Origin of the sequence: Serratia sp. BW106, assembly GCF_002607755.1 — a bacterium.
Taxonomy (GTDB): Bacteria; Pseudomonadota; Gammaproteobacteria; order Enterobacterales; family Enterobacteriaceae; genus Serratia; species Serratia proteamaculans.
Genome location: NZ_MCGS01000054.1, coordinates 1 through 15,598, shown reverse-complemented (window position 1 = coordinate 15,598; position 15,598 = coordinate 1). Strand labels below are relative to the sequence as shown.

Annotated in this window: 16 protein-coding genes; 5 read left to right on the top strand and 11 right to left on the bottom strand. The window is 54.0% G+C overall.

Translation table 11 applies throughout. The features are described 5' to 3' along the window. Positions 1–70: 70 nt before the first annotated feature. A complete protein-coding gene (locus BEI65_RS25260; RefSeq protein ID WP_099065577.1) occupies positions 71–553 on the bottom strand; it encodes an anti-virulence regulator CigR family protein in 483 nt (160 codons plus the stop codon). Between the two features lie 460 nt (positions 554–1,013). On the opposite strand from BEI65_RS25260, the gene BEI65_RS25255 reads away from it, so the two are divergent. Then, the gene (locus BEI65_RS25255) at positions 1,014–1,193 is read left to right on the top strand and encodes a hypothetical protein (protein WP_017892577.1); all 180 of its coding nucleotides are present in this window, start codon (positions 1,014–1,016) and stop codon (positions 1,191–1,193) included. A 55-nt stretch (positions 1,194–1,248) separates the two neighbouring features. Here BEI65_RS25255 and BEI65_RS25250 read toward each other — a convergent pair whose 3' ends face one another. From BEI65_RS25250 to BEI65_RS25225, 5 genes are all read right to left on the bottom strand, one after another. After that, positions 1,249–2,130, bottom strand: coding sequence for a nucleoside-specific channel-forming protein Tsx (locus BEI65_RS25250; protein WP_099065576.1), 882 nt, complete (start codon positions 2,128–2,130; stop codon positions 1,249–1,251). Positions 2,131–2,523: 393 nt separating this feature from the next. Beyond that, the gene (locus tag BEI65_RS25245) at positions 2,524–2,796 is read right to left on the bottom strand and encodes a hypothetical protein (RefSeq protein ID WP_099065575.1); all 273 of its coding nucleotides are present in this window, start codon (positions 2,794–2,796) and stop codon (positions 2,524–2,526) included. Between the two features lie 73 nt (positions 2,797–2,869). Continuing rightward, complete coding sequence (gene yddG / locus BEI65_RS25240; RefSeq protein ID WP_099065574.1) at positions 2,870–3,763, bottom strand: aromatic amino acid DMT transporter YddG; 894 nt, start codon at positions 3,761–3,763, stop codon at positions 2,870–2,872. 91 nt (positions 3,764–3,854) lie between these two features. Further along, complete coding sequence (locus BEI65_RS25235) at positions 3,855–5,225, bottom strand: APC family permease (RefSeq protein ID WP_099065573.1); 1,371 nt, start codon at positions 5,223–5,225, stop codon at positions 3,855–3,857. A 317-nt stretch (positions 5,226–5,542) separates the two neighbouring features. Beyond that, on the bottom strand, positions 5,543–6,961 hold the full coding sequence (locus BEI65_RS25225) for a glutamine synthetase family protein (RefSeq protein WP_099065571.1): 1,419 nt from the start codon (positions 6,959–6,961) through the stop codon (positions 5,543–5,545). 240 nt (positions 6,962–7,201) lie between these two features. Here BEI65_RS25225 and puuD point away from each other — a divergent pair, with 240 nt between their 5' ends. From puuD to BEI65_RS25205, 4 genes are read left to right on the top strand one after another with little or no spacing between them, the layout of a single operon-like run. Then, a complete protein-coding gene (gene puuD / locus BEI65_RS25220) occupies positions 7,202–7,963 on the top strand; it encodes a gamma-glutamyl-gamma-aminobutyrate hydrolase (RefSeq protein ID WP_085116364.1) in 762 nt (253 codons plus the stop codon). Further along, positions 7,960–8,517, top strand: coding sequence for an HTH-type transcriptional regulator PuuR (gene puuR, locus BEI65_RS25215; RefSeq protein ID WP_085116363.1), 558 nt, complete (start codon positions 7,960–7,962; stop codon positions 8,515–8,517). Before puuD ends, puuR begins: the two co-directional genes overlap by 4 nt. 15 nt (positions 8,518–8,532) lie before the next feature. After that, a complete protein-coding gene (gene puuC, locus BEI65_RS25210) occupies positions 8,533–10,029 on the top strand; it encodes an aldehyde dehydrogenase PuuC (protein WP_099065570.1) in 1,497 nt (498 codons plus the stop codon). 11 nt (positions 10,030–10,040) lie between these two features. After that, on the top strand, positions 10,041–11,321 hold the full coding sequence (locus BEI65_RS25205; protein WP_099065569.1) for an FAD-binding oxidoreductase: 1,281 nt from the start codon (positions 10,041–10,043) through the stop codon (positions 11,319–11,321). Positions 11,322–11,368: 47 nt separating this feature from the next. Here the strand turns inward: BEI65_RS25205 and BEI65_RS25200 are convergent, their stop codons facing one another. The 5 genes from BEI65_RS25200 to BEI65_RS25180 all read right to left on the bottom strand — a co-directional run bounded on the left by BEI65_RS25200 (position 11,369) and on the right by BEI65_RS25180 (position 15,454). Next, on the bottom strand, positions 11,369–12,124 hold the full coding sequence (locus BEI65_RS25200; RefSeq protein ID WP_099065568.1) for an SDR family NAD(P)-dependent oxidoreductase: 756 nt from the start codon (positions 12,122–12,124) through the stop codon (positions 11,369–11,371). A 326-nt stretch (positions 12,125–12,450) separates the two neighbouring features. Further along, complete coding sequence (locus tag BEI65_RS25195; RefSeq protein ID WP_099065567.1) at positions 12,451–12,879, bottom strand: universal stress protein; 429 nt, start codon at positions 12,877–12,879, stop codon at positions 12,451–12,453. A gap of 531 nt (positions 12,880–13,410) precedes the next feature. Continuing rightward, complete coding sequence (gene cspA, locus BEI65_RS25190) at positions 13,411–13,623, bottom strand: RNA chaperone/antiterminator CspA (RefSeq protein ID WP_012006483.1); 213 nt, start codon at positions 13,621–13,623, stop codon at positions 13,411–13,413. A 316-nt stretch (positions 13,624–13,939) separates the two neighbouring features. Continuing rightward, positions 13,940–14,584, bottom strand: coding sequence for a Qnr family pentapeptide repeat protein (locus BEI65_RS25185; RefSeq protein ID WP_157765482.1), 645 nt, complete (start codon positions 14,582–14,584; stop codon positions 13,940–13,942). Positions 14,585–14,710: 126 nt separating this feature from the next. Continuing rightward, entirely contained in the window at positions 14,711–15,454 is a 744-nt protein-coding gene (locus tag BEI65_RS25180; protein WP_099065565.1) for a DUF3658 domain-containing protein, read from the bottom strand. Positions 15,455–15,598: the final 144 nt, after the last annotated feature.

Genomic DNA, 15,598 nt, shown 5'->3' with positions numbered 1-15,598 from the left:
CACGTTCACCCTGCTTCAGGCAAATAAAAAGCCTCGCCGAAGCGAGGCCTTGAAATGGCATTGCGGAATATTAATTAAATACGCCGTTGATCACCGAGGCCACCAGGGCGGTACTCAGAGCCACCAGCACCAGGTCGTCACCAGCAATACGCCATTCGTAACCCGGATAGTAAGGCAGATCGCGCAGCATCGATGACGGCACCATTTTCTTGGCGATGCCCGGAGGCAACGGCTTGCCTCGAGCCAGATTTTTAGCAATGCCCGGTGGCAAAGAGCCGTAACCGGTCAGGCCATAGTTTCGTGCCAGGGAGCGTGCGCGATCGCGGGAAATACTGACGGAAACCAGCCCCTGGTCGCCATCATTACCTTTGGCTTTATTGCCATGCTTGCCGCTATTGCCGTTATTGCCATGATTACCGTTGTTGCCGCTATTACCATGATTGCCACTGTTGCCATTGCCATTGCCGCCTTTATCGGCCAGCGCCGGTGCGGATGACAGACCCAACGAAGCAATCAGCGCCAGCACTGTGAGAGTAGTACGACGTTTGCTCATAATGTTACTTCCTGCAGGGGTTATTAGCTTCACTATAGGCGTAATTCCCCACATAAAGCATGCGGAAAACTCTGAGAGTTTGATCACCTAAAGCAACAGCAGGCTGGCCAGATAGCCAAATATTATTCCAGCGCAAAACTATTCGATAAAACCGAATTTAAAACCCAGATTTTTCTTGCAGCGAAATAAGCCTTGCCGTAGTTTGGCTAAGTCACAAAAAAGAGTTAGCGAGCTCTTTTTCGTTGCACCTCAAATCATTTTTTATCACTCCGTGTGATAGTACTGAATACTTCCCGCCGTTCCGTGCGGGATTCTTTTTACCGATAAATCGACATCAAATGCACCAATACAGTGCTTTTTGTTGAGATTTGGTTGCCAATACTTTAAATTCGGCGTCTGAGAAACCTCAACCTCCCGCGGTGGCCAGTTGGCAACGGGTGGGCGTTCAGGAGCAAAAGACATGCAAATGACCCTCATGGAATACATCACGCAGCACTTTAATGGCGATCTTCACCGCTACGCGCAATCCGAAGGCGTGAGTCGTGAACAAATCATCAGTTGGATTGATAATGAATGCCACGTAATCAAAGGACGATTATTTATGCCGGTGCGGCATTTACCCGGCGAACAAGCGCAGTGATGACGAAAAAAAACCCCGCTAAAGCGGGGTTTTCTGATTCTGATACCACGGAAAATCAGAAGTTATAACCCGCCACCAGGTAGTAACCCCAGCCGGTAGATTTAATTGGACCCTGTGGGGTACCGATATCTGCCCCATCCTGCCATTGGCCGCCGTTATGGAAATAACGTGCCACGAAGGAGTAGTGCCAGTGATCGTAGTTCAGCGCCAGAATATGGCTGGAAGCGATCGAGTTGCTGGTGCGAACCTGTTTGCCGGTGCCGTCAGTCCAGTTGCTGTCTTTGCCCAGATCGGAACCAAAGTCAAAGTTGGTAAAGCCGATGTAGCTCAGATTGCCGCCCCACAATTGGGTCAGTGGTACAAAGTATTTCACCTTGAAGCGGTAACCGTCCCAGCTGTTCTCATTGGCAGCCTGGTAGTTTTCCCACTGGTATTTGGCATAGATGTTCATCGACAGGCTCATTGGCAGGCCGGTATCGATATCTGTGCCCAGACCCATGTACCAGGTGTTCTGGCGGCCGTCGGCATTATGACCCAGGTCATAGATGTAGTTGTTGGCGAAGTACCATTCTTTGAATGGACCGAAGCTCAGGTCGGTGTTGGTCAGTTTGTCGATCGAGAAGCGAGGTTCGATCTCCATAAACATCGGTGAGCCTTTATCCCAGATGCCGCGGTCCGGGGTGTTGCCGACGCCGAAGAATTTAGGCACATCGACATAACCATAGAAATCAAACCAATCTTTTTTGGCGAAGGCTTCGTACTCCAGGTAAACATCGTTGTTCAACTGAGGTCCGAAACGGGTGTGGTAGCTGCCCACCACGTTAACGCTCTGGTGCCACCAATCCGAGACGTATTGGCTGTCTTTGCTATCAGCCATTGAAGATGCACTGTAAGACGCTGCGAGCAAGATACCTGCTGCGAGAGCTATTTTTTTCATTTTATTACCACATGCTTAAAGGGCCATTTCCTGCCCGTTAGAAAAGATGACAATGAGTCTGACGACACCTGGCGTTGCCTCCGCTTACAAACTTCTCGGGCGACGCGCGCATTATAGAAATCACTGGGTGTAAGAATCTGTGATCCAGTTATGCATTTTGCGAATAGGTAATCGATTGCGTTCACATTTGTCAAATTATGTTTCATGCAAATTCACGATCGCTGTGATTTTTGTCATGCCCGGTGATTTTTAAAGCAGTTTTTGTGCCAATTGTGTGCAACACAAAAAAGTAACCAGGTCTGTCGCAGAAATGAAAATGCCGGCGTTTTTAGCACCGGCATTTGTTGGAAATGTGACTGAGGGAAACGGAGGTTCGAAAACCCTGGCTGAGACTCAGCTAATCGAGGGGATCGCTTTGGCGATATTTTCCTTACGGAAGACCACTTCTTGACCCGGTTCGATTTCCCACTCTTTGGGTGGAATATCCACCTTGGGTGCGGCGGCGATCACCGAACCATAAATCAGCTTGTCTTCCCGGCGCAGAATACTGACATCAAGCTGATATTCGTGACGCAGATTGGCGGTGGTCAGGCGCACCGTATCACCGCGCATATAACTTGCATCATCAATCACAGGTTGCTGAATGAATTGGATATCGTCTCTCATTTTTTATGTTCCTTCATGCAAGATCGCTAGTTAGATTCTAGTTCAACATTGAGCAACCGGCGGATAATTTCCGTTAGTTTCCTCGGGTTGCCCGCCAACAGATTAACGATCCCAGGGTCACCATCACCACGCCCTGCCAGAAGCTGGCGTTCAATGCGGTATCCAGCACCAGCGCGGCAAACACCGCCGATAACACCGGGGTAAAGTAAGATACCGTCGCCAGCAGCGTCATATTGCCGTGCAGAATACCCACGTTCCAGGCCGCGTATCCCACCCCCATCGCCATGCCGGCACACAGCAACGTCAGGGTCACCGGCAGGGTGAACTGCATGCCGCTTTCGCTGCTGAAAGCATATTTGATCCACAGCGCGACGGCGGTCAGCGTAATAAACAGCACCACGCCGTTATGGCCCTGGGCAATTTTCTTGGTCAGATTGCAATACACGGCCCAAATCACCGCCCCGGCGAAAGCCAGCGAATAGCTCAGCGGATTACTGTGCACGTTCGCCAGCATTTGCGCCGGTGACCAACCCCCCTCGCCGCTCATGATCCAGCCAATGCCGAACAACGACAGCAGCAGCCCAGGCAGCAACCACCATTTGGCCTTTTGGCCGTTGAACGCCAGCGCCATCAGCACGGTAAAACAGGGCCAGAGATAATTGATCATCCCTACTTCAATCGCCTGCAGACGGGTATTGGCATAACCCAGCGACAGCGACAGGCAGATTTCATAGCTGACAAACAGCAGGCTGCCGAGGATCAGATAGGCACGCGGAAACTGTCGAAGGTTTGGCAGGCGTAGTGCCAGCAGCAAAAAAACCGCGCTGACGCTGTAGATCATCGCCGCCCCGCCGATGGGCCCCAGTCCTTCGCTGACGCTGCGGATCAGGCCGACCACGCTGCTCCACAGCAGGATCGCCAACAGACCGAGCAAGGTGGCTTTATACGAAACGGGGAGTGAAGACATAAAGATGATCCAATCGGTTATTTTTTATCAGTATTTTCACTCTACTGTCCGACGGACAAAAAAGAAAGGCGGGAAACCCCGCCTGACTCAGTTATTGCTGTGGCTGTCGTTCCAGCTGCGGTGGCGGCTGACGGAAGCGCCGGGTGAGATAAGCCAGGTAACCAAAGCCCAGCGCCGCCCAGATCAACCCCATGGTCAGCGAGCTTTTTTCCAGGTTGAGCCAGAGCACACCGACCGTCAGCGCCCCCACCAGCGGCAGGAACAGATAGTTAAAGCGGTCTTTCCAGCTTTTGTTGCGTCCTTCACGAATATAGAAATGGCTGATCACCGACAGGTTAACGAAGGTGAAAGCCACCAGCGCGCCAAAGTTGATCAACGCCGTGGCGGTGACCAGATCGAAAGACAGCGCGGACAGCGCCACCAGCCCCACCAGCAGCACGTTCAGTGATGGCGTGCGCCATTTCGGGTGGATATAGCCAAAATATTTTTCCGGGAACACGTTATCGCGCCCCATCACATACAACAGCCGTGAAACGCTGGCATGTGACGCCAGGCCCGACGCCAGGGTGTTGATAAAGGTGACGCACAGGAAAATCGACTGGAACAGCTTGCCGCCCACGTACAGCGCGATTTCCGGCAGTGCCGCATCCGGCTGATGGAAACGTTGAATAGTAGGGAAAAACAGTTGGATAAAGAACGACACGCTGATGAAGATCACCCCGCCATACAGCGCCGTCAGGAAGATGGCCCGCGGGATCACCCTGGCGGCATCGGGCGTTTCTTCACACAGCGTGGTAACGGCGTCAAAGCCGAGGAACGAGAAACACAAAATGGTGGCACCGGTGATAATCGGCAGCAAATGCGCATTTTCACTGACGAACGGTTGCAAGCTCCACACCGTCCCCATGCCTTCCCCGCTGTGCAGGCCACGCACTACCAGGAAGATAAACACCACGATGATCGCGACCTGGGCCAGCACGAACAGGGTATTGAAGTTGGCCACCAGATTGACGCTTTTCAGGTTGATGGCGGTAATGATGATCACAAAGCCCACCACCCAGACCCACGGCGGGACTTCAGGGAACAGCGCGGTCAGATAGATTTTCGCCAACAGGGTATTGATCATCGGCAGGAACAGGTAGTCGAGCAGCGACGACCAACCCACCAAAAAACCAACGTGCGGATTAATCGCCTTTTGTGCATAGGTGTAGGCAGAACCGGCGGTCGGGAACTGGCGCACCAGCTTACCGTAGCTGATGGCGGTAAACAGCACGCCGGCCAGCGCCAGCAGATAGGAAGCCGGTACGTGGCCGTCAGTCAGGCCGGAAACAATACCGAAGGTGTCGAACACCGTCATCGGTGTCAGATAGGCCAGGCCCATCATCACCACTTGCCACAGTTTCAGGGTTTTACGCAGTTGCGGCTTGGCCGCTTGATCACCGTCAGTCGCATTAATCGTCATGACTCTTCCCCTCTTTGTCCTCTGCTGGTAACCGTTTAACGTCATTCAGAGAGGCCGCGGGGATACTGCTGCTCAGGCGGCGGGAAGTCGAAGATAAAGACAAAAAATCTCGGCCAACGGATGGCCCGTATTCACTGCGGCACGGGGTGATGCCCGCGCAAACTGAAGAAACAGTTAAGGCTGTCATGGTTCTTTCCTCGCCGACGTCCTGTACGCCAAAGTGGAAGAAATGCTTTACCGCTGCGCGTAGCTTCGCAGGCCACAGGATAGCCGGCGGAATGCGCCAGACGCGCGCGGTATCATGAGTTCGAGCGGGTTTAGGCGTTTTTCAGCATCCACTCGATTTCGGTTTCGGTGATCAGGCGCTCAAATTGCACCAGCTCATCCGTTTTACAGGCCAGGTAAACATGGCTGAACCTTTCCCCCAGCAGCGCATTCAGCACCGGCTGATGCTCAAATTCATACAGCGCATCGCTCTGACGGATCGGGAACGGCAGCCCCTCCTGCTCCAGCCCGTTGCCGGTGACCGGCTCTTGCAGCGGCAGCGTGGTTTCCAGACCGTAGACAATGCCGGCCAGAATGGTCGCCATCACCAGATAAGGGTTGGCATCGGCCCCGGCCACGCGATACTCCACGCGATGGCTGTCGCGATCGCCACAGGGAATACGCAGCGCCACGGTACGGTTGTTATGGCCCCAGGACGCCTGAGTCGGCACGTACATGCCCGGCTGGAAGCGGCGGTAGGCATTAACGTTGGGAGCCAGCAGCGCAATAGAAGAAGGCATCAGGGCAATCATCCCGGCCAACGCCTGTTTCAGCAGCACGGAGTCTTCGCCGTCATCGTCGGCGAGAACGTTGTTACCCTGCCTGTCCAGCATGCTGATATGCACGTGCATGCCACTACCAGCGTGTTCCTCGTAGGGCTTGGCCATAAAGGTGGCCTGCATGTTGTGATTTTCCGCCACCATGCGGATCAGCCGTTTTAATGCCAACGCATGGTCGCAGGCTTGCAGAACGTTATCGGTATGGTGCAGGTTGACCTCAAACTGGCCGGGCGAAGCTTCGGCCACCGCCCCGTCTGCCGGCAGGCCCTGCATGCGTGCCAGTTCGTCAATTTCACTCAGCACGTCGGCAAAGTGGTTAAGGTTATCGACGGAGTACACCTGACTCTGGGTGTTGCGCTCCTGGGTGCCCGGCGAGCACGGCGGCTGCAAATAGCCTTCCGAATCGCGTTGGCGATCGATGAGATAGAACTCCAACTCTACCGCTACTACGGGGGATAGCCCGCGCTGACGCAAACGCTGCCAAACTCGGTTCAGCACATTGCGCGGTTCAACGTCAAAGGGAGTACCATCTTCATCCAGCATGGTGAGCAGCACCTGGCCGATATATTGCGGATCCGCCGCCGACGGCGTCAGGGTGCCCAAGACCGGCACACAGATATGATCCGGCTCACCCAGTTCCTGCCCCAGCCCGGCCTCTTCAACCACGTTACCGAGAATATCCATCGCAAACACCGATGCCGGGAAGTAACAGCCTTTCTCCAGCTTGCTCAGCCCGCCCACCGGAATGCGCTTGCCACGGAAGCTGCCGTTAAGATCGGTCAGCAGAACGTCAACGTGCTGAGTTAATGGATAACACTCCAGGTACTTCTTCACTTCACGTTGGAACGCGCTACTTCGCTTTTCTTCGTGGTGCTGAACAAAGTTTTCCACTTCTACTATGTTGGTCTGCATGATTCACCCGCCATGTATGTTTTTTGTCTGTGGTTCTCACACTTATTGCCGTCGATGTTTTTTGACCATCTTGCTCAATATAATGTCCACCAATGAAACATAGATGCAACAAAATTGTTTTGCAAGTGTTACTTTGAGTTTGAATATTGCCCATTTGGCTGCTAGATTTATAAAATATTGAACGAAAACGGCAGTGGAGAAGCTTATCGTTCATAATTTCGAACATACCAAGGGGACAGCATGGGCAATATATTTAACAGACCAGTGGTCGGCGTAGTGATGTGCAGGTATAGGTTAAACGGGCATCTCACTCAGACCTTGCAAGAAAAGTACCTAAATGCCGTCGTGGCCGCGGGAGGGTTGCCAATCGCCCTGCCACACGCGCTGGCGGAACCCAAACTGCTGGAAGAATTGCTGGAGCACCTCGACGGTATTCTGCTGCCGGGCAGCCCCAGTAATGTGCAGCCGCACCTTTATGGTGAAAACGGCGATGAGCCTGACGCCGATCCTGGGCGAGATGAATTGAGCCTGGCGTTGATCCGCCACACGCTCGACAGGCGCATTCCCCTTTTCGCCATTTGCCGCGGTATGCAGGAAATGGTGGTCGCCAGCCAGGGCACCCTTCACCGTCGGCTGTTTGAACTGCCCGAACTGCTCGAACACCGTGAAGATCACGACCTGCCGCTGGAACAACAATACGCCCCCGCCCACGAGGTCATCGTTCAGGAAGGCGGCTTACTCTCGCAACTGATACCGGATTGCAATCGATTCTGGGTCAACTCACTGCATGGCCAGGGAGCAAAAACCCTCGGCCCCGACGTACGCATCGAGGCTCACGCTGCCGACGGATTGGTGGAAGCCATCAGTCTGCGCGACCAACCCTTTGCGCTGGGTGTGCAATGGCACCCGGAATGGAACAGTGAAGAGTACGCCCTGTCGCGCCTGTTGTTTGAGGGGTTCATTAGCGCCTGCCGGAACTATCAAAAGGAAAAACGCCCATGAGCGATGTCAGCTTGGCACCGGGAAAACGTCTGTCGCAAATCCGCCAGCAGTTGGGATTGTCGCAGCGCCGAGCGGCCGAACTGTCTGGATTAACCCACAGCGCCATCAGCACCATCGAACAGGACAAGGTCAGTCCGGCCATCAGTACCTTGCAAAAGCTGCTGACGGTGTACGGGCTGTCACTGTCGGCGTTCTTCGCCGAGCCGGAAATTCCGGATGAACCACAGATTGTTATCGACAGCCAGGATCTGATCGAGATTGGCAGCCAGGGGGTATCGATGAAATTGATCCACAACGGCGACCCCAATCGCACCCTGGCGATGATGATCGAAACCTATGAACCGGGTACCACCACCGGCGAACGTATCAAGCATCAGGGGGAAGAGATCGGCACCCTGTTGGAAGGCGAAGTGGTACTGCAGGTCAACGGGCAGGCTTATCACCTGCTGGCTGGCCAAAGCTACGCCATCAACACCGGCATTCCCCACAGTTTCAGCAACACGTCGGCGCGGATTTGCCGGATTATCAGCGCCCATACGCCGACGACATTCTGATCAACGGAGCAAGGTATGGACTTCCACCATCTGCAGTATTGGCAACACCGGGCGCAAGCCCTGAAAATTGAGAACCAACTGTTTATCAATGGCCGCTATCAGCAGGCCGTAGAAGGCCAAACCTTTGCCGTGGAGGATCCCGCCGGGCAACGTGAGTTGACCCAGGTGGCCCGGGGCAGCAGCGTCGACATCGATTTGGCGGTCAGTGCGGCGCGTGAAGTGTTTGAGCGCGGCGACTGGTCCAGAGCGGCTCCGGCGCAGCGCAAGGCCACTTTGCTGAAGTTGGCAGAATTGATGGAACAACACCATGAAGAGCTGGCGCTGCTGGAAACGCTGGATACCGGCAAACCGATCCGCCACAGCCTGCGGGACGACGTGCCCGGCGCTATCCGTTGCCTGCGCTGGTATGCCGAAGCGGTTGATAAGGTTTATGGTGAAATTGCCCCCACCGGTGGCGATGCACTGGCGTTGATCGAACGCGAACCTATCGGTGTGGTCGGTGCCATCGTGCCCTGGAATTTCCCACTGTTATTGGCCTGCTGGAAGCTCGGCCCGGCGCTGGCCACCGGTAACAGCGTGATCCTGAAACCCTCTGAAAAATCCCCGTTGACCGCAATCTATCTGGGCAAGCTGGCGCAACTGGCCGGGCTGCCGGACGGCGTATTGAATATTGTCCCCGGCTACGGTCACGATGCCGGTAAGGCGCTGGCGCTGCATAACGACGTCGACGCCCTGACCTTTACCGGCTCCACCCAGGTCGCCAAACAACTGATGATCTACGCCGGCCAGTCCAATATGAAACGGGTGTGGCTGGAGGCCGGTGGCAAGAGCGCCAATATTATCTTTGCCGACTGCCCGGATCTGGACAAGGCCGCACAGAGCGCCGCCGCCGGAATTTTCTATAACCAGGGTCAGGTGTGCATCGCCGGTACCCGGCTGTTGGTGGAAGAGAGCATTCAGCAGGAATTCTTACTGGCGCTGAAGCGGCATGCGGCAGCCTTCACGCCGGGCGATCCGCTCGATCCGACGACGGTGATGGGCACCCTGATCGACCAGGGCCACTGCGAGAAAGTGGCCGACTATATCGAGCAGGGCCTGAGCCAGGGTGCCGCGCTGTTCCTGGACGGCCGCGAGCACCCACAGAACGGCCATGTCGGCTACCTGGGCCCGACCATTCTGACCCAGGTAGATAATGCCATGAGCGTGGCGCGTGATGAAATTTTTGGCCCGGTGCTGGCAGTCACCAGTTTTAGCGGCGAACAACAGGCCATGCAGTTGGCTAACGACAGCGACTACGGATTGGGCGCCGCCATCTGGACCCGCGACCTGTCGCGTGCTCACCGGTTAGCTCGCCAGTTAAAAGCCGGCACGGTGTTCGTCAATAACTACAACGACGGGGATATGACGGTCCCGTTCGGCGGTTACAAGCAAAGCGGCAACGGCCGCGACAAATCGCTGCACGCGCTGGAAAAATTCACCGAACTGAAAACCACCTGGATTTCGCTGGAATAAGGGCAGATATCATGACTGAACACGTAAAAAGCTATTATGCGGCCTCGGCCAACAGCCACGCGCCCTACCCGCAGTTGAATGACTCTATCGAATGCGACGTCTGCATCGTCGGCGGCGGCTACACCGGCCTGTCTTCGGCGCTGTTCCTGGTGGAAGCCGGTTACAACGTGGTGGTGCTGGAGTCCGCACGCATCGGCTTTGGCGCCAGTGGCCGCAACGGTGGCCAACTGGTGAACTCCTACAGCCGCGACATCGACGTGATTGAACAGCGCTACGGTGCGGAAAGCGCCCGTATACTCGGTGGCATGATGTTTGAGGGTGCAGAGATCATTCGCAGCCGTATCCAAAGGTACGCCATCGAATGTGACTATCGCCCCGGCGGTATCTTCGCCGCCCTGAACAACCGGCAGTATCACGCGCTGATCGAACAAAAACAGCACTGGGAGCGTTATGGCAATACCCAGCTTGAACTGCTGGATGCTGAGCGCATCCGTCAGGAGGTCAACAGTGAGCGCTATGTCGGTGCGCTGCTGGATCACAGCGGTGGGCATATTCATCCTTTGAATCTGGCCCTCGGTGAAGCCGAAGCCATCCGTCTGCAGGGCGGGCGCATCTTCGAACAGTCGGCCGTCACTAATATCCGTCACGGCGAACCGGCCATCGTCAGCACCGCCAGCGGTCAGGTGAAGGCACGCTATGTGATCGTGGCCGGCAACGCCTATCTGGGTGATAAGCTGGAACCAAGACTGGCCAGGCGCAGCATGCCGTGCGGCACTCAGGTGGTGGCCACCGAACCGCTAGCACCGGAAGTGGCGCAGTCGCTGATCCCACAGAATTACTGCGTCGAAGACTGTAACTATTTGCTGGATTATTACCGCATCACCGGTGATAACCGCCTGCTGTACGGTGGCGGCGTGGTGTATGGTGCGCGCGACCCGGACGATATCGACAACCTGATCCGCCCCAAACTGCTGAAAACCTTCCCGCAGTTGAAAGGCGTGAATATCGACTACCGCTGGACCGGCAATTTCCTGCTGACGCTGTCGCGCATGCCACAGTTCGGCCGCCTGGAGAATAACGTCTATTACATGCAGGGCTATAGCGGCCACGGCGTGACCTGTACTCATCTGGCAGGCAAGCTGATTGCGGAATTAATGCGAGGTGATGCGGAAAGATTCGATGCCTTTGCCAAACTGCCGCACCTGCCGTTCTTCGGCGGCCGCAACCTGCAAATTCCGTTTACCGCAATTGGCGCGGCCTACTACCAACTGCGCGATCGGATTGGGGTGTAAAGCTCTCAGGCCCGGCGTTTAACTTCACCGGGCCTGAGGATTAATGCTTAAACAATCTTCGGCTGACCGTCTGAGGCGGTCGCCCCACCATCCACCGGGATGTTGGCACCGTTGATAAAGCTGGCGTCGTCACTGGCCAGGAACGCCATCACCGCCGCCACTTCTTCCGGTTCTGCCGCACGCCCCAGCGCAATACGCTCATTGAACTTGTCGCGAATTTCCTGCGGCCAGCCGTTGGTCATATTGGTTTTCACCAGGCTTGGGCACACCGAGTTCACCCGCACGCCGTCACCGCCGTGATCGAGCGCCATGGCACGTGTCAGGTTTACCACCGCCCCTTTCGCCGCACAGTAATAGGCTGCGCCCCAGTCGCCTCCCAGGCCAGAGACCGAAGCGGTGTTAACAATGCAGCCTTTGGTTTTCAGCAGATAGGGCATAGCGAATTTGGAACAGAAGATCACGCCGTCGATGTCTACCCCGGCGATGCGACGCCAGTCAGCCACGCTGGTTTCCAGCACGCTGCCCGCCACGTGTACGCCGGCATTGTTCAGCAGCACGTCGATGCGGCCCAGTTTTTCAGCCACTTCATTCATCATTTTCTCAACCGCAATGGGGTCAGAAACGTCGATATGCACCGCCAGCGCCTTGCCTTTCGGCAGTGAGGCCGCCACTTTGTCTACCGCCTCTTTCGCCCAGTCAGCCAGCACCACGGTAGCGCCTTCAGCGGAAAACCGGCGCGCTGCCGCTTCCCCCATCCCGTTGCCTGCGCCGGTGATGATGACCACTTTATTGTCGAAACGCATAAGAACTCCTCCATGTGAATGTATTTTTATAAGTCATACAAATCCTGATTGAATCGAGGATAAAACTCATGGGCAGAGAGGGACAGTCAAAACGTGCGGTTTGCTAATCAAAAAGAGGTATTCACTGTAAATTCAATGCGTCAGAACAATCAATATCGGAATTAGGCCAACCATTTGATGAGATTGATAAAATCCTCTGACGTGACTATTTATCGGCCGTACTATCAGCCATCAATAAGTTCAGTCACGGCCCTATACCGCCACTTACCGATAAGCATTGATTATTAAAAAATCGGGCCGCTGAGTGATAGCGGCCCTGGGCTGGTTTATTTTTTCTCAATCGGAACCACCAGCAGATCGACCTGCAGGTGATTGATCGCCTGCCGCGCCGACGATACCCACCGACTCCAGATATCGTGATGGTGGCCGAAGAGGATCAGGTCGCAACCCTTTTCCTTAGCGGCCCGGTTTAGTTCTTCCATCAGATCGCCACGCCCAATAATCACTTCTTCAACCGGATAAGACGAGTGGTCTTTGATGGCATTGAGCATATTTTTCACGCGTTCAGAAAAAGTGCGATCCGTGTAGTTGTATTCACCCACGCCCAGTTCGGCGTAATAGCCAGTATGATGAATATCGATATAGATCAGAGATAATCGGGCATTCAGCGCCCCAGCCAGTTTGGCGCCTTTGCCCAGCAGGAACTCGGCATCTTCGCCAAGATCGGTTGCGACCAGGATATGTTGATAAGTCATGATAACTGCCCTCCGCCTCGAGCCAGTAAACAGGATGACGCTCCCTGCCAGACGCTGATCGCCTATTTCTTAGGCAATTTAAGTTTAGTTCAGTGGTGAAATTATCGCTCATCGACACCATCGTTCCTCTGATGGCACGATGTCCCTTATCAACAGGCCCGTTTCGTTTCGGGTCCGTTGGGCTACGGGCATAAAAAAACCCCGGCACAAGCCAGGGTCATCAATGTTTGTCGGTCACTTTCCCGACTGTCATGTTATGGCGTAAGCGTCCGTCCAACACTCCAACCTTACGCAGCCTAAGCACAACTTTTTCACAACAGAAAAATAGACTGAATCACTGCCGTTATTATTATTACGACGCCAATCTTTTTTGCTGTTGCCAATAACTATTGCTATTGGAATATTCTGAATATAACTATTTTAGATAAACTCCGGGTAATCCCGGAGTTTATTCAGGTAATTCTTTTATTTCTTATCTGCTCCGGTTTACACCTTCTTCGCTATCGTAAGAAATAAAACACTACCTATAAATTATAAAACTACTACGTTGCCGGCAGAAGGACCCTTCTGACCGTTTTCGATAGTGAATTCAACGCGCTGACCTTCATCAAGCGTTTTGAAATCATTGCTCTGGATAGCAGAGAAGTGCACGAACACGTCTTTGCTGCCGTCTGCCGGAGAGATAAAGCCAAAACCTTTACCTGCATCAAACCATTTTACCAAACCAGTCATTTTAGTAGACATAGATATTTCCTTTATATTTTTGAGACGCCATAAGGCGATTGAGGTCTGTTTTTATTGGAAACTTACTTGGGCACTAGAGAATGAAATTCGCGGAAGAAGAGGTATCTATGGGATATCACTAATACTGAGAACTGCTTTACTAAAACTGCTTTCATAAGGTCTGTACTACAAACCGATGACGTTATTTATACACGAGGAAATTATTTAAGCAAGGAATATTTATTATAATATTTATACACACCATTTATTATTTATCCGCCGCAACGCCCTTAGCCGCACCCTGTAAGGGCCTGACGGCCCCATGGTGCAAAAAAGCTTAACCGATAACCGCAATTCCCAGCCGTTCCATCATTTGAAACACCTGGTAGCTGTCCAGTTTCGCGCCCTGCAGATCGGTACTGCGCAGGTCCAGCTCACCCAGTTCCGAGTTGGTCAGGTCACATTGGGTAAAGTTGGCGGCACGCCAGTCAAACGAGGAAAACTCGCCACCGGACAGATCAGAGCCGCTAAACGTCGCGCCGAGGATCTGCGCGCTGTTCCAGCGATTTTCCCACAGCTCACACTTCTCCAGCACCACTTTCGAAAAGTTGGCATAGCTCAGGTTGCTTTTGGTGATGTAAGCGCTGCAAAACCAGGTGCGCGGCGTGATCATATTCATAAAACTGGTGCCGCGAAAATCCGCCCCCTGCGCCCGGCACTCACGGATCTCGATACCTAATGCACTGGCGTTTCTGAAGTCCGCCATCGACAGGTCACAGTTTTTGAAACTGGCATCCTTCAGCAAGGCGCGGCTGAAATTCCCCCCCTGCTGGCTTTCGCGATCGTAAAACTGACAGTCGATAAATTCGGTACCGGTCAGGTCAGTGCCCGAAAAATCGCAGTTGATAAAACTGCCGCTTTCAATTTTCTCGCCGGTAAACCGGTTACGAGCAATCTTTTCACTCTTCAACACCAGCGTCATCACGACACACCTGTTTATTTGTACAGTCAGTGATGCATTATAAGCAGAACTGCAGGCCGGAGAAAAATGCTTTGACCGATTTTTTCCATGTCACCGCACAAATAACACAACGCCGGGCGAGCAGGGTTAAGCCTGTCGTACCTGGAGCCGGTTCATGTTCACGCCACCTGTCTGCGCCTGCAATACGCCCTGTTCAATCAGCGCATACAGACGAAAATTCAGAAAGGTGTCACCTACTCCATGGGGCGAATTCACCATCGCGTTACCCACCACCCGGGAACCCTGGGTAAAGTCGCTCGGGCAATGTTGCAGCAACAGTGGGTCATGGAAATCCAGCTTTTTCCCCTGCACTTCACCCTGCGTAAAGATCCGCACCGGGGCGTTCTCCTTCAGCAGACGGTGCCAGTCGGCAATGAGCGCCACTTTGTCTTCTGCCGTCAGCTCGGACCGACGAACCCACAAGGATTCGAGCGTTTCAATCGGACAACTGCCAGTGGCTTCGCTTCCGGCAAGTTCAGTGACGTTGACGATAAACACTGAACGCTCCCCCAGCAAAGGCAACAACGCGCGCAACATCAATTGCTCATCGGGATTGTCGCTAATCCACAGCGTCATCTGCCCGCTGACGGCGGACAACTGCATTCTCAGATTTTCCATCGCCGTCAGGCGCTGGGAGGAAGAGTCCCATTCGGGGGCGTGAATAGAGTGATGCAAATCTTGAAACCAGCGGGAGCGGGCCTGCAGACCCCGATCGTCATCCAGTGCGTACAGCGGCCCAAATGACAGATTATCGGTGAAATCCAGTACGTTCTCTCCCGGGTAAGCCAACCGCACGCAGCCACCCGACAGGGCGATATGCACATCCTTCATTAACGCTCTCCTCCGCCTGTTCCCTAAAATAATCCTGAGGTGAATTTTGCCAACTTTCTCCCGCTGTCACTAGACAAAAAATCCTAATTTGTCCGGTTGAATGGCATAAAAAAACCGCCCTGGTGAAGTGAACCCCATTTATTG

Bases quoted from the DNA above. Each gene is read 5' to 3' on its own strand.
- BEI65_RS25260 (WP_099065577.1), bottom strand. From the start codon at position 553: ATGAGCAAACGTCGTACTACTCTCACAGTGCTGGCGCTGATTGCTTCG.
- BEI65_RS25255 (WP_017892577.1), top strand. From the start codon at position 1,014: ATGCAAATGACCCTCATGGAATACATCACGCAGCACTTTAATGGCGAT.
- BEI65_RS25250 (WP_099065576.1), bottom strand. From the start codon at position 2,130: ATGAAAAAAATAGCTCTCGCAGCAGGTATCTTGCTCGCAGCGTCTTAC.
- BEI65_RS25245 (WP_099065575.1), bottom strand. From the start codon at position 2,796: ATGAGAGACGATATCCAATTCATTCAGCAACCTGTGATTGATGATGCA.
- yddG (WP_099065574.1), bottom strand. From the start codon at position 3,763: ATGTCTTCACTCCCCGTTTCGTATAAAGCCACCTTGCTCGGTCTGTTG.
- BEI65_RS25235 (WP_099065573.1), bottom strand. From the start codon at position 5,225: ATGACGATTAATGCGACTGACGGTGATCAAGCGGCCAAGCCGCAACTG.
- BEI65_RS25225 (WP_099065571.1), bottom strand. From the start codon at position 6,961: ATGCAGACCAACATAGTAGAAGTGGAAAACTTTGTTCAGCACCACGAA.
- puuD (WP_085116364.1), top strand. From the start codon at position 7,202: ATGGGCAATATATTTAACAGACCAGTGGTCGGCGTAGTGATGTGCAGG.
- puuR (WP_085116363.1), top strand. From the start codon at position 7,960: ATGAGCGATGTCAGCTTGGCACCGGGAAAACGTCTGTCGCAAATCCGC.
- puuC (WP_099065570.1), top strand. From the start codon at position 8,533: ATGGACTTCCACCATCTGCAGTATTGGCAACACCGGGCGCAAGCCCTG.
- BEI65_RS25205 (WP_099065569.1), top strand. From the start codon at position 10,041: ATGACTGAACACGTAAAAAGCTATTATGCGGCCTCGGCCAACAGCCAC.
- BEI65_RS25200 (WP_099065568.1), bottom strand. From the start codon at position 12,124: ATGCGTTTCGACAATAAAGTGGTCATCATCACCGGCGCAGGCAACGGG.
- BEI65_RS25195 (WP_099065567.1), bottom strand. From the start codon at position 12,879: ATGACTTATCAACATATCCTGGTCGCAACCGATCTTGGCGAAGATGCC.
- cspA (WP_012006483.1), bottom strand. From the start codon at position 13,623: ATGTCTACTAAAATGACTGGTTTGGTAAAATGGTTTGATGCAGGTAAA.
- BEI65_RS25185 (WP_157765482.1), bottom strand. From the start codon at position 14,584: ATGACGCTGGTGTTGAAGAGTGAAAAGATTGCTCGTAACCGGTTTACC.
- BEI65_RS25180 (WP_099065565.1), bottom strand. From the start codon at position 15,454: ATGAAGGATGTGCATATCGCCCTGTCGGGTGGCTGCGTGCGGTTGGCT.